13 protein-coding genes are annotated in these 13,044 nt (G+C 33.3%); 8 read left to right on the plus strand and 5 right to left on the minus strand.

Annotated elements, in window-relative coordinates:
* Positions 1 to 32: 32 nt before the first annotated feature.
* Together O5O44_RS00235 and O5O44_RS00240 are read right to left on the minus strand one after the other, a co-directional pair.
* Positions 33 to 1,061: an asparaginase gene (locus tag O5O44_RS00235; protein ID WP_289195266.1), complete on the minus strand. Its 1,029-nt coding sequence runs from the start codon at positions 1,059 to 1,061 to the stop codon at positions 33 to 35.
* A 6-nt stretch (positions 1,062 to 1,067) separates the two neighbouring features.
* Positions 1,068 to 1,835, minus strand: a complete 768-nt coding sequence (locus tag O5O44_RS00240) for a TatD family hydrolase (RefSeq protein ID WP_289195267.1) — start codon at positions 1,833 to 1,835, stop codon at positions 1,068 to 1,070.
* A gap of 74 nt (positions 1,836 to 1,909) precedes the next feature.
* Here O5O44_RS00240 and O5O44_RS00245 point away from each other — a divergent pair, with 74 nt between their 5' ends.
* The gene (locus tag O5O44_RS00245; protein WP_019386717.1) at positions 1,910 to 2,350 is read left to right on the plus strand and encodes a retropepsin-like aspartic protease family protein; all 441 of its coding nucleotides are present in this window, start codon (positions 1,910 to 1,912) and stop codon (positions 2,348 to 2,350) included.
* 36 nt (positions 2,351 to 2,386) lie between these two features.
* On the plus strand, positions 2,387 to 3,028 hold the full coding sequence (locus O5O44_RS00250) for a response regulator (protein ID WP_019386718.1): 642 nt from the start codon (positions 2,387 to 2,389) through the stop codon (positions 3,026 to 3,028).
* Positions 3,029 to 3,511: 483 nt separating this feature from the next.
* Here the strand turns inward: O5O44_RS00250 and odhB are convergent, their stop codons facing one another.
* A complete protein-coding gene (gene odhB, locus O5O44_RS00255) occupies positions 3,512 to 4,723 on the minus strand; it encodes a 2-oxoglutarate dehydrogenase complex dihydrolipoyllysine-residue succinyltransferase (protein ID WP_289195268.1) in 1,212 nt (403 codons plus the stop codon).
* A 40-nt stretch (positions 4,724 to 4,763) separates the two neighbouring features.
* On the minus strand, positions 4,764 to 7,505 hold the full coding sequence (locus O5O44_RS00260) for a 2-oxoglutarate dehydrogenase E1 component (protein ID WP_289195269.1): 2,742 nt from the start codon (positions 7,503 to 7,505) through the stop codon (positions 4,764 to 4,766).
* Positions 7,506 to 7,660: 155 nt separating this feature from the next.
* Between O5O44_RS00260 and O5O44_RS00265 the strand changes: the two genes are divergently transcribed.
* Positions 7,661 to 8,191: an alpha-ketoglutarate decarboxylase gene (locus O5O44_RS00265; RefSeq protein ID WP_289195270.1), complete on the plus strand. Its 531-nt coding sequence runs from the start codon at positions 7,661 to 7,663 to the stop codon at positions 8,189 to 8,191.
* On the opposite strand, the gene O5O44_RS00270 is transcribed toward O5O44_RS00265, so the two are convergent.
* Positions 8,188 to 8,619, minus strand: coding sequence for an RrF2 family transcriptional regulator (locus O5O44_RS00270; protein WP_289195271.1), 432 nt, complete (start codon positions 8,617 to 8,619; stop codon positions 8,188 to 8,190). The genes O5O44_RS00265 and O5O44_RS00270 overlap by 4 nt on opposite strands.
* A gap of 197 nt (positions 8,620 to 8,816) precedes the next feature.
* Here O5O44_RS00270 and O5O44_RS00275 point away from each other — a divergent pair, with 197 nt between their 5' ends.
* The 5 genes from O5O44_RS00275 to O5O44_RS00295 all read left to right on the plus strand — a co-directional run bounded on the left by O5O44_RS00275 (position 8,817) and on the right by O5O44_RS00295 (position 13,044).
* A complete protein-coding gene (locus tag O5O44_RS00275) occupies positions 8,817 to 9,311 on the plus strand; it encodes a c-type cytochrome (protein WP_289195272.1) in 495 nt (164 codons plus the stop codon).
* Between the two features lie 27 nt (positions 9,312 to 9,338).
* Positions 9,339 to 9,920: a fasciclin domain-containing protein gene (locus tag O5O44_RS00280; RefSeq protein WP_019386724.1), complete on the plus strand. Its 582-nt coding sequence runs from the start codon at positions 9,339 to 9,341 to the stop codon at positions 9,918 to 9,920.
* Positions 9,921 to 9,947: 27 nt separating this feature from the next.
* Entirely contained in the window at positions 9,948 to 11,903 is a 1,956-nt protein-coding gene (gene nosZ, locus O5O44_RS00285; RefSeq protein ID WP_289195273.1) for a Sec-dependent nitrous-oxide reductase, read from the plus strand.
* Between the two features lie 98 nt (positions 11,904 to 12,001).
* Positions 12,002 to 12,619 (plus strand): hypothetical protein, encoded by a 618-nt coding sequence (locus tag O5O44_RS00290; RefSeq protein ID WP_289195274.1) that lies wholly within the window; start codon positions 12,002 to 12,004, stop codon positions 12,617 to 12,619.
* Between the two features lie 98 nt (positions 12,620 to 12,717).
* Positions 12,718 to 13,044, plus strand: a complete 327-nt coding sequence (locus tag O5O44_RS00295; protein ID WP_289195275.1) for a nitrous oxide reductase accessory protein NosL — start codon at positions 12,718 to 12,720, stop codon at positions 13,042 to 13,044.

The raw sequence follows: 13,044 nt of genomic DNA on the forward strand, positions 1-13,044 counted from the left end.
AACTTTGAAGGTTAAAATTTTACGCGTTAATTTTAATGCATTTCTCCGCAAACAGGAGCTTCATATTTGGTTTTGAAGGTGTTACTAGAAATCTTATCCCCTAACAAATACATTAATTTGGCTACAGCAGCTTCCGTTGTAAGATCTTTACCAGAAATGACGCCTATCTTTTTCAATGCAGTGCTCGTTTCATAGTGCCCCATAATGACACTTCCACCGGCACATTGGGTAATATTTATGACATGTATTCCTTTTAAAATGGAATCTTTTATTAGATTAATAAACCATTTTTCTGTAGTACAATTTCCAGCACCAAAAGTTTCAATTATTATTGCTTTTAAGTTTTTAGTGTTTAATATGCTTACTAAAACACTTTTAGAAATTCCTGGAAACAATCTTATAACTGCAATATTATTGTCTAATCTTTTATTGACTTTAAATTTCTTTTTAAGGTTAGGTTTAAATAAATATTCGTGATTAATTTTGAGATGAACACCAGATTCTGCCAATTCTGGATAATTAAATGATGCAAATGCTTGAAAATGTTCAGCATTTAATTTTATAGTTCTATTTCCTCTGTATAACTTGTATTCAAAATATAAACCAACCTCTTTAATAACTGGTCTGTTTTTCTTTTGTAATGATGCCAATTGAATTGAAGTAATTAAATTTTCTTTTGCATCCGTTCGTAAATCACCGATAGGAAGTTGTGAACCTGTAAGAATAACTGGTTTTGCTAAGTTTTCCAACATAAAACTTAAAGCTGAGGCAGTATAGCTCATAGTATCACTACCATGAAGCACCACGAAACCATCAAAGTTTTCATAATTAGCCTCTATTAATTCAGCAATTTGCAACCAATTTTTCGGGTTCATATTACTTGAATCAATTGGTTCTTTGAAAGAAACCGTATCAATTTTACAATCTAACAATTTCAACTCGGGAATACTATCTAAAAGATTTTTAAAGTTAAATGCTTTTAATGATCCGGTTTTAAAATCCTTAACCATACCAATAGTTCCTCCTGTGTAAATAAGCAGAATGCTTGTTTTGGGTTTCATTTTAGTTTAAATTTTAAAAACATCTTTTGAGTTTTTCGTTGTTATTTCTGCTATTGTATCCTGTGGCAATTGATAAAGTTCCGATAATTTTTCCAATACCTTTATAATATAACCACTTTCATTTCGCTTACCTCTGTAAGGCACTGGTGCTAAATAAGGGGCATCGGTTTCTAAAACAATATGTTTTAAATCTATTTGCTTTAAAAACTGATCAATTTTACCATTTTTAAAGGTTGCAACCCCTCCAATGCCAAGTTTCATATTAAATGAAATAGCTTTATGAGCCTGTTCTAAGTTACCAGTAAAGCAATGAAATATACCAAATAAATCAGCGCCTCTTTCTGTTTCTAAAACTTCAAATATCTCATCGAAAGCTTCTCTACAATGAATAACTATTGGTAATTTATATGTCTTAGCCAGCTGAATTTGATGTTTGAATGCTTTTTTTTGGATTTCTAAGGTGGATTTGTCCCAATATAAATCAATTCCTATTTCACCTACTGCATAAAATTTTCGATTCGAGAGCATCTCTTCAACATGCTTTAACTCCTCTTGAAAATCATCTTTAACGTGCGTTGGATGCAACCCCATCATTAAAAAAATTTGCTCAGGATATTTTTGCTCCAGCTGTAACATAGCATCTGTATACGATGAATCAATAGCTGGTATAAAAAATCTTGAAATGCCTAAAGCAATTGCACGATTAATCATGTCGTCTCTATCTTCATCAAATGCTTCACTATATAAATGGGTGTGTGTATCAGTTATAATCAAATTCGAAATTTTTTATTAAACTATTTGGTAAAAATAATTGTTTTATAGGATTATATTTGATAAAAACTTAAGAGATGGAAACATTGCAACAATTTTTGGAGCAAAAAGATTATACTAAAATTAAATTACATCTTACCAAAACAAATCATTTTGAGATAAAAGCGACTATAAATGGTAAGAAAGGATTATTTATTTTAGATACTGGTGCATCGAGTTCTTGCGTTGGATTTGAGGGCATTGAAACATTTAAACTTCAAGCAGAAGATTCATTAATTAAAGCGGCAGGTGCAGGAGCCATTGATATGGAAACTAAAACATCGAAAAAAAATATAGTGAAGATTGGAAAATGGAGCAGCAACAAAGTTGTTTTGGTTTTGTTTAATCTTACCCATGTTAATACAGCACTTATAAACCACAACTCAAAGCCCGTTGATGGAATTATTGGTGCAGATATTTTAAAAAAAGCTAAAGCTATTATAGATTACGAAAAGAAATATCTATATTTAAAACTGTAAATATTAATTAATAGTAAATTCTCTCTCAGAAGTTATATGAGTACATCCATTGTTATTGCTGATGACCATCCTTTAATGTTACGAGGTCTAACAGACTTTTTAACATCTAAAGGCTATAATATTATTGGTAGTGCAGAAGATGGAAACGCAGCCTACAATTTAATTGTGAAACTTAAACCTGAAATTGCCATTCTTGATATAAGGATGCCATACAAAACGGGATTAGAAATTGCAGAAGCTTGTAAAAAAAATAACATCCCAACAAAAGTTATTCTAATTACTTTTGATAAAGAAGAAGAACTTTACGATCAAGCCAAAGCCTTTAATGTTTACGGATATATTTTAAAGGAGTTCGCTGTAGAAGAAATTGAAAATTGTATCAGTAATGTAGTGAATGGTAAGCCCTATTTTAGTGAAGAGATAGCATCATACCTAAACGTAAGTAATATTAATAAAAAACCAGAAACGCTTGAATGTTTAACAAAATCTGAATTAAAAATTGTTAAGCTGATTTCTGAAAGCAAAACAAGTCAAGAAATTGCCGATGAATTATCAATCTCAGTACGAACTGTAGACAAGCACCGCAGTAACATTGTGCATAAACTTGAGTTAGACAAAAAACCAACTTCATTGTCTATTTGGGCCAACGTTAATAAAGATTTTTTACAAAATACGTAGAAGTGCGTATTTTTTATACGTGAAATTTTAATTATCTTTACAGTGCTATTAATTAGTTCTTAGGGAGAATTATTTGGAGGCTCTGGATTCTTAGAATTTAGAGCCTCCTGCTTTTCTATAGTTTTTATAATCGATAAAAATACGTAGTAGTGCGTATTTTTTTGTAAGACAATACGCCGTATATTTATAGTGCTATTAATTAATTCTTTTGAGAGAGAATTTTTTAGGTGCTCTGCACTGTAATGGTGCAGAGTTTTTATTTTTAACTTAATTCCAAAACCATGTTAAAGTCTCAAATGGAAAAAGATAATAATATCATAAACAAATATATAATCATTGGATTAACCACTTTAGTTGTTATAGTAATTACCGTAAACATTATTATGTTCTTTATTTAGTTAGTCTTAGCCCTATAATCCTATTAAAATAAAAAAGGTGTTACTAATTTGTAACACCTTTTTTTATTTATATTGAATAATTACTTTATAATTCTAATGCTTTTTTAACATCATTATCCATTAGTAATTCTATTGGATTTTCTAATGCCTCTTTTACAGCCACTAAAAAGCCAACACTTTCTTTTCCATCAATTATTCTATGGTCGTAAGATAAAGCTACATACATAATTGGTCTTATTTCAACTTTACCATCTACAGCAACAGGGCGCTCTACAATGTTATGCATACCTAAAATACCACTTTGAGGTGGGTTAATAATTGGCGTAGATAACATACTACCAAACACACCACCGTTTGTAATTGTAAAGGTGCCTCCAGTCATTTCATCAACGGTAATTTGTCCGTCTCTTGCACGAAGCGCTAGTCGTTTTACTTCAGATTCTACACCTCTAAAACTTAAGTTTTCAGCATTTCTAATAACAGGTACCATTAATCCTTTTGGTCCGGAAACAGCTATACTAATATCACAAAAATCATATGAAAGCATTTCTTTCCCATCAATCATAGAATTTACCGCGGGATACATTTTTAAAGCTCTAACAATAGCTAAGGTAAAGAAACTCATGAAGCCTAAACTAACACCATGTTTTGATTTAAAGGTTTCTTTATATTCACTTCTTAAAGCAAAAATTGGAGACATATCTACTTCATTAAAAGTAGTTAACATCGCAGTTGTATTTTTTGCTTCAACTAAACGTTCTGCAACTTTACGACGAAGCATAGACATTTTAGTTCGCGAAGTTCCTCTATTACCACCTGTAGGTGTTCCCATAGAAGGCACAGCCTTAACAGCATCATCCTTAGTTATTCTACCATCTTTCCCTGTTCCAGAAATTGCACTCGCATCCATTCCCTTTTCAGCTAAAATCTTTTTAGCAGCAGGACTTGCCGTTCCCGTTGCATACGTTTTAGCTTCAGCTGGTGCTTTTGGAGTTTCAGCTTTTGGCGCTTCAGATTTCTTTTCTTCTGTTTTAGGCGCATCACTTCCTTCCGGTTTTTCTGCACTCGTATCAATTAAACAAACTACTGCACCAACAGCAACAGCATCACCTTCTTCGGCTTTAAGAGTGATTATTCCGCTAGCCTCGGCAGGCAACTCTAGTGTTGCTTTATCGCTATCTACCTCAGCAATGGCTTGGTCTTTTTCTACATAATCGCCATCTTCAACTAACCATGTTGCTATTTCTACTTCTGTAATAGATTCACCTGGTGAAGGCACTTTCATTTCTAAAATCATTTTCTATAATTTTAATGGTATCTTAAATTGTAATCTTTTGTTATTCTTTATCAAACACTGCGTTTATTACGCGTTTTTGTCTTCTTTTATCTCTTGTTCCAGAACCTGGAGCTGGTACAGAATTGTATGGTCTTGCACATACTTCTAATTTTACTAAATCCATTCGTTGTAACATGTGGCTCCAAGCACCCATGTTTTTCGGTTCTTCTTGTGCCCAAATATACTTTTTAACATTTGGATACTTGTTAATCACTTCTTGAATTTTTTCAAGATGAAGTGGGAATAATTGTTCAATTCTAACTAATGCAACATCATCGCGACCAGATTCTTCTCTTTCAGCAAGCAAATCATAATAGAATTTACCTGTACAGAATACTAGTTTTTTGACATTTTTAGGATTTATGTCATCGTCAATAACCTCATTAAATTGTCCTGAAGCGAGGTCTTTAATTGAAGAAACCGCTTTAGGATGACGTAATAAACTTTTAGGTGTGAAAACAATTAAAGGTTTTCTAAAATTGCGTTTCATTTGACGGCGTAATAGATGGAAAAAGTTTGCAGGAGTTGTACAATCGGCCACAATCATATTATCGTTTCCACACAATTGAAGAAAACGTTCCATTCTTGCTGAAGAATGTTCTGAACCTTGCCCCTCATAACCATGTGGTAATAAAACAACAATACCGTTTTGAGATTTCCATTTATCTTCTGCTGCTGATAAATACTGATCGAATATAATTTGAGCACCGTTACTAAAATCACCAAATTGCGCTTCCCATATGGTTAGCGTATTCGGGTTTGCCATGGCATAACCATAATCGAAACCTAACACACCATACTCGGACAAAAATGAATTGAAAATATACATTTCACCTTTGTTTTCAGGGTTTGTATTTAATAAATTAATACGATCTTCTGAAATCTCGTCACGTAAAATAGCATGCCTGTGGCTAAAAGTTCCACGCTCAACATCTTGCCCTGAAATACGCACGTTAAAGCCTTCTTCTAATAAACTTCCATAAGCTAAAGTTTCAGCCATTCCCCAATCTAAAGTATCAGATTCAAAAACCATTTTTGCACGTCCATCAAGAATTCTTTCAGCTTTACGAACAAATTTAACTCCTTTAGGAACTGTAGAAACCACTTTAGAAATATGTTCTAATTTATCTTTAGCATAAGCTGTGTCTTCTTTTTTTAGAATGGCATCAAGTCCTTTGCGTTCAAAACCTGTCCAGCGTTCTTGCATAAACTCTCTTACCTTAGAAGAATCGGCTTTTTTAGCAATTTCATATTCTCTTTCTAAGGTACCCTTAAACTCTTCTACTATTTTTTCTGCATATGTTTTGTCAATGGTATTTTCAGCTATGAGCTTATCAACATAAATCTTAAACGGATTAGGATGCTTTGCTATGTTTTTGTATAGTTTAGGTTGCGTAAATCTTGGTTCATCTCCTTCATTATGACCATATTTTCTGTAACCTAATAAATCGATATAAACATCTTTTTTATAACGCATTCTGTATTCTAGTGCCAACTCAACCGCATGCACAACAGCTTCAGCATCATCAGAATTAACATGCAATACTGGAGACAATGTTACTTTTGCAACATCGGTACAATAGGTACTAGAACGCGCATCAAGATAATTTGTAGTAAAACCAATTTGATTGTTTACTACAATATGTATCGTTCCTCCGGTTTTGTATCCATTCAATTGACTCATTTGAGCCACTTCGTACACCACTCCCTGGCCCGCAATAGCAGCATCACCATGCACAATAATTGGAATGATCTTAGAGTCATCACCATTGTAATCACTATCTATTTTGGCTCTTGTAATACCTTCGGCTACAGGTGCAACCGTTTCTAAATGCGACGGGTTCGGCACTAAATTCATCTTGATATTTTTACCGTTTTGGTAAGTTTTATCAAGTGTTAAACCCAAATGGTATTTTACATCGCCATCAATATTTTCATCTTCAAAATCTTTACCATCAAACTCGCTAAATAATTCATTTACTGGTTTTCTAAATATATTAACAAGTGTACTTAAACGTCCTCTATGTGCCATTCCTAACACACATTCTTTCACACCATATCGTTCAACAGCATAAAAAAGAACATTACTTAAAGCTGGAATTAATGACTCGCCTCCTTCTAACGAAAAGCGTTTTTGTCCTACATATTTAGTTTGCAAAAAGTTTTCAAAAGTTACGGCTTGGTTTAGTTTTGAAAGAATATATTTTTTAGTTTCAGCCGAAAAATTTGGCTGATTATCATTTTTATTCAGTTGGTCTTGCCACCATTTAATAACCTCTGGGTTTCGCAAGTACATATATTCAATACCAATTGAACTGCAGTAAATACGCTCTAAATGTTCAATAATTTCGCGTAAATTTTTCGCACCAATTCCTAAAATTTCTCCGGCATTAAAAACGGTGTCTAGGTCTTGTTCCGTAAGTCCGAAATTGCTAATATCTAAAGTTGGTGAGTATGTTCTACGGTCTCGAACAGGATTTGTTTTGGTAAACAAATGTCCTCGCATTCTGTATCCATCGATAAGCTTTACTACGTTAAACTCTTTTTGAACTTGTTCTGGTATTTGAGTAGAAACACCTTCAATTATCTCGCCTTCTAATCCGTAGTTTTCACTTCCAAAATCATACCCTTGAAAAAAGGCTCGCCAACTAGGTTCTACGGCGTCTGGGTTTTGTTGATATTGCTCGTATAAATCGGCAAAAAATGCTGTATGTGCCGCGTTTAAAAATGAAAATTTATCCATTGTATTTTATATTCCCATGTAGGTTAGTCAAAATATGAGGCAAAAATACAACTTTTACTAAAACTTGATGTTTCTTTAACTATATTTATAATCATGAAGATCACGATTAATAAAAAATTCAATTATTCGTTAAATTTTTATCAAATTATTAAAGCATGAAGTTAATTCTTTCGATTTACGAAAAGGTTATAGTTCTATCAATTCTAGCATTATTTAGTAACCAATTAATATTTGCACAAGAATCAAAAAGCGATTTTTGGAACCACGTGAGATTTGGTGGTGGTTTAGGTCTTAATTTTGCTAACGAATTTTTCAGTGCCACCATTGCACCAAGCGCAATTTATGATATTGACCAAAATGTTTCGTTAGGAGTCGGGCTAAATGCTACGTTTAATAGTCAAAAAAATGCCTATAAGTCTACAATTTTAGGTGGAAGTTTAATAGGGTTATTTAATCCTGTTGAAAGTATTCAAATTTCAACAGAATTTGAACAATTAAATGTTAACCGTCGCTATGATAATAATTTGAATATTTCTAACAACAACTATTGGATACCTGCATTGTATTTCGGGGCAGGTTACCGAAGCGGAAACGTTACATTTGGCGTGAGATATGATGTTTTATACGATGATGAAAGAAGTATTTATGCCAATCCTTGGGCGCCATTTGTTAGGTTTTATTTTTAAAGTGGCAAAAATGCTTTTCCCAACTTAACTTCTAAAGCCAGCTCATTTATAGTTTTATTATTTAGTGTTTTTAAAATTTTATTTCTTGAAGCGCTCAACACATAATGTAACGGACAGGGTTTATTTTCATTACATTCATTTAAACTTAACATACAAGAATTCAAATTATCTTCACCATCAATTACGCTTATTATATTAATTACTGTTTTGTTCAAATTGTCTTCATCCAGATAAAATCCTCCTTTTGGCCCTCGCGCAGAAGAAATCAAATTTTCTCTAACTAATTGCTGTAATAGCTTCGCTATATAAGCCTTCGGAACGTTTATAGGCTTCGCAATATCTTTCACCATAATTTTATTATCGATACTTGAGTGTGTTGCCAAATACAGTAGTGCTTTTATGGCATATTTTGAAGAATTTGAAATCATATTCAATATTAGTAAAATAAAGGTTAAAATAAAAAAGATGTTTTTGTCTTAAATATGATTTTTATCATATTATATAATTTGATTACTACATAGTTTTGTTTTATTAAAACCGTAAAAATGAAACTGTCTGCAATACATTTAAATTTCAGTATCTATAATTGTTGGCAATTTCATCCTACAAATTAAAAATTTGATAAATGAAAACTACACTAAAACTATTTACCATTTTATTCGCCATCATATTAATAGGTTGTGGTGGAAAAGAAGAAAAGAAGAAAGAAGGTTTTTCTTATGAAAAGAAAGCTTCAACAGAACAAACCAAAACCACTGAATCCGCAGTTCCTGCTTCTAAGCAAGTTGACTTAAGCAATAAAGGCATTGGGCCTATTAAGTCATTGACTTTAGATGCAGTGGATCAAGAAATGGCAGCCCATGGTGCCGATGTTTTTAAAAAAATGTGTACCGCTTGCCACAGACCAGACAAAAAATTTATAGGTCCATCTCCAAAAGACATTTTGAATCGAAGATCTCCAGAATGGGTTATGAATATGATTCTAAATCCTGACGAAATGGTTCAAAAAGATCCGCTGGCCAAAGCCTTATTAATTGAATTTAATGGATCTCCCATGGCAAACCAAAATTTATCAGAAGAAGATGCTAGAGCCGTTTTAGAATATTTTAGAACACTCTAGACCTCAATTATAACTAAATACAAACCAATGAAAACACTAATCAAATCATTATTATTAATTGTCCTTTCAGTATGCTTTATTGCTTGTAATAACAATGCCAAAACAGCTGAAAATTCAAATGACACGACCACTAATGAAGCATCCAACGAAAAAACTGGACAAGCTTTCATTGAGGACGAAGGAGGGACTCCAAATGCACTGCAATTGGCAATTGCATCGAAAGATCACTCAACTTTGGTCGCTGCAGTACAAGCCGCAGAAGTAGAAAATGCATTAGTAAATGTTGGCCCATTAACAGTTTTTGCGCCCAATAATGCGGGATTTGCTAAAATAGATGAGGCAACGCTTAACGATTTACTTAAGCCTGAAAATAAAAGTAAACTAGCTTTTATTCTAACACATCATGTCGCGCCTGCAAATTATCCAATTGAAACACTTAAGAAAAATGCAGTAAAAAATAGAAAACTTTATATGGCTTCTGGTAAGTATTTAGAGGTTACTGAGAAAGATGGTGATATTTATGTAGACGGTGTTAAAATTATTGGAACTGTTAACGTAAGTAATGGATGGGTACATGTTACAGAAGATGTTATCCTCCCGAAAGATTAAAAAAACAACTAATAAAATCTAAATTATATGAATACAATAGGTAAATATTTATTGGGTGTTGCTGCACTTATCTTAATGACAAATTGTGGCAATAACAATAGTAATAGTAACTCTGGAGCCATGTCATCAAGCAAAGCTGAAAAAGTATATGTGGCACCAGGTGAACATGATGAGTACTATGCTTTCTTTTCAGGAGGTTATAGTGGTAACATTACTGTCGCTGGTCTTCCAAGTGGACGCATGTTAAAGGAAATTCCTGTATTTTCTCAATTTCCAACTTCTGGTTACGGATATTCTGAAGAAACCAAACCTATGTTAAATACTTCTTTTGGTTTTGTACCTTGGGGAGATGCTCACCATCCAGATATTTCGCAGACCAATGGTGAATTAGATGGGCGATGGATTTTTATCAATGAAAATAACACACCGCGTATTGCGCGTATTAGTTTAGAAACTTTTGAAACTGAAGAAATTATTGAGCTACCTAATAGTGCTGGTAATCATGCCTCTTCATTTGTAACTGAAAATACTGAATATATTGTTGCAGGTACTCGTTTCGCTGTACCAAATCCACAACGTGATATGCCAATAAGTGAAATGAAAGGACAATTTAAAGGACCGCTTTCATTTGTAAGTATTGCAGATAATGGCAGAATGAATTTAGAATTTCAATTAAACATGCCTGGTTTTAACTATGATTTAGCGCATCCAGGACGAAATAAATCTCATGGTTGGTTCTTCTTTACTAGTTATAACACTGAAGAGGCAAACACGCTAATGGAAGTAAATGCGTCCCAAAATGATAAAGATTATATCGCAGCCGTAAATTGGAAAAAAATTGTAGAATATGTAAAAAACGGTGGTGGCAAAAAAGTTGCTGGTACTTATGCACATAATGTTTATGATGAAAAAACACACACTGCTACATCTACCATGAAAGAAGGTGTGATTTCTATAAACCCAGTAGAAGTTGAAGGTGCTGTTTTCTATATTCCTATTCCAAAATCACCACATGGATGCGATGTTGATCCTTCCGGTGAATATATTATTGGTAGTGGAAAATTATCTACAGATTTGAGTGTGTATTCATTTGAAAAAGTTCTTAAAGCCATAGAAAACAAGGATTTTGTAGCTGATGCTTACGGCATTCCTGTTTTAAGCTATGAAAACACCATTGCTGGAGTTGTAAAACAACCAGGTTTAGGTCCTTTACACACTGAGTTTGATGGAAAAGGAAATGCATATACAACCTTCTTTATTTCATCTGAAGTGGTAAAATGGAAATTAGGTACTTGGGAAATATTAGATAGACAACCTACATTCTATTCCGTAGGGCATTTAATGATTCCTGGAGGAAATTCTAGAAAACCATTTGGTAAATATATGGTAGCGATGAATAAAATAACCAAAGACCGTTACTTACCAACTGGACCAGAGTTAGAGCACTCTGCACAGTTATATGATATTTCTGGAGATAAAATGGAATTACTTTCTGATTTTCCAACTCATGGTGAACCTCACTATGCGGCTGGTATTAGAGCTGACCTTATAAAAGAGAAAAGCAAAAAGTACTATGAGTTATCAGAAAATGAGCATCCATATGCTGCTAAAAGCGAAAGCGAAGCTACAGTTACTCGTAATGGTAAAGAAGTTCATATAAGTATGACCATGATTCGTAGTCACTTCTCACCCGATAATATAGAAGGTGTTAAAGTTGGCGACAAAGTGTACTTACACATGACAAACTTAGAACAAGATTTTGATGTACCACACGGATTCTCAATTATAGGTGCCAATACTTCTGAAATTTTAGTAATGCCAGGGCAAACTAAAACAATCATTTGGGAACCAAAACGCGAAGGTGTTTGGCCATTCTATTGTACAGATTTTTGTTCTGCATTACATCAAGAAATGCAAGGATATATCAGAGTATCTGCAGCAAATTCTAACACACCTCTAAAGTTTACATTAGATGATGAATAAAAAGGAAGTAGTTAAATAGTTTTAGTGTTAAAAAATGTTATTTAACTCAAATTTGGGCGAGTAGAAATAACTCGCCCATTTCTTTAAATTAAAGTTATATGAAATCTGCAAGTATAATAATGATAATAGGCTCTGCGCTTTTACTAGGGCTATTTGTGTTTCCCTTATGGAGTATCGAGCTAGAAGCACCGCAATACCCGAGTGGTATTGGTATGAATATTCATCTCGATGGACTTCAAGGAAAAGAAAAACATGATTTGCAAAATATTGATGGTCTTAACCATTATATTGGCATGCGGAAACTTCCAAAAGCCGATGAAATGTGGGAATTTAGTGCTTTTCCAAAGGTTATTGGCGGGATGGCTGCTTTAGGAATCATAATTGGTTTATTAGGTTTGTTTAAAGTTATTTCAGCTAAATGGTTTTTAGGCTGGTTAATATTAATGTGTGCATTAGGTATTCTAGGCATGTACGATTTTAATGCTTGGATGGTAGATTACGGTACTAATTTAGACCCTAAAGCCATAATGAAAATGACAGATGCCGATGGTAATCCACTAAGTTATAAACCGCCATTATTTGGCACAAAACATATTCTTAACTTCGTAGCACATTCATATCCAAGTATTGGTGCCTACATGATGGGGTTCGGTATGTTTTTAACTTTTGTTGCCTTTTGGATGGGAAATAAAAAAGTAAAATCTTTAAAAGCATGAAACGTTTTGGCCTTTTAGTAATCTTTTTTTTAATGCTGGCATGCAGTAAAAAACCTGAGCCCATTAATTATGGGACAGACATGTGTCAGTATTGTAAAATGACAATAGTTACAAAAACACACGCAGCGCAAATGGTTACGCAAAAAGGCAAGCAATTTAAGTTTGACGCCATTGAGTGTATGATTCGGTTTTTAGAAGACAAACAAGATCTTATTGAAAATAGTAATTTACTAATTACGAATTATCGTAAACCAGGTGTTATGACAGATGCTAAATCTGCAAGTTATACCATAAGTGAACAAATTACCAGTCCTATGGGAGCTAATCTTACGGGTTTTGATTCCTTAGAGGAAGCAAAATCAATTATCAATGATGGTTCCGCACAATTTTATGATTGGAATGGTATTTTTAAAAAGTTAAACTAA

Source organism: Algibacter luteus (genome assembly GCF_030344935.1).
Classification (GTDB): Bacteria; Bacteroidota; Bacteroidia; order Flavobacteriales; family Flavobacteriaceae; genus Arenitalea; species Arenitalea lutea.

Coding starts and splice junctions, on each gene's coding strand:
- O5O44_RS00290 (WP_289195274.1), top strand. CDS start 12,002: ATGAAATCTGCAAGTATAATAATGATAATAGGCTCTGCGCTTTTACTA.
- nosZ (WP_289195273.1), top strand. CDS start 9,948: ATGAATACAATAGGTAAATATTTATTGGGTGTTGCTGCACTTATCTTA.
- O5O44_RS00260 (WP_289195269.1), bottom strand. CDS start 7,505: ATGGATAAATTTTCATTTTTAAACGCGGCACATACAGCATTTTTTGCC.
- O5O44_RS00265 (WP_289195270.1), top strand. CDS start 7,661: ATGAAGTTAATTCTTTCGATTTACGAAAAGGTTATAGTTCTATCAATT.
- O5O44_RS00275 (WP_289195272.1), top strand. CDS start 8,817: ATGAAAACTACACTAAAACTATTTACCATTTTATTCGCCATCATATTA.
- O5O44_RS00280 (WP_019386724.1), top strand. CDS start 9,339: ATGAAAACACTAATCAAATCATTATTATTAATTGTCCTTTCAGTATGC.
- O5O44_RS00295 (WP_289195275.1), top strand. CDS start 12,718: ATGACAATAGTTACAAAAACACACGCAGCGCAAATGGTTACGCAAAAA.
- O5O44_RS00245 (WP_019386717.1), top strand. CDS start 1,910: ATGGAAACATTGCAACAATTTTTGGAGCAAAAAGATTATACTAAAATT.
- odhB (WP_289195268.1), bottom strand. CDS start 4,723: ATGATTTTAGAAATGAAAGTGCCTTCACCAGGTGAATCTATTACAGAA.
- O5O44_RS00235 (WP_289195266.1), bottom strand. CDS start 1,061: ATGAAACCCAAAACAAGCATTCTGCTTATTTACACAGGAGGAACTATT.
- O5O44_RS00250 (WP_019386718.1), top strand. CDS start 2,387: ATGAGTACATCCATTGTTATTGCTGATGACCATCCTTTAATGTTACGA.
- O5O44_RS00270 (WP_289195271.1), bottom strand. CDS start 8,619: ATGATTTCAAATTCTTCAAAATATGCCATAAAAGCACTACTGTATTTG.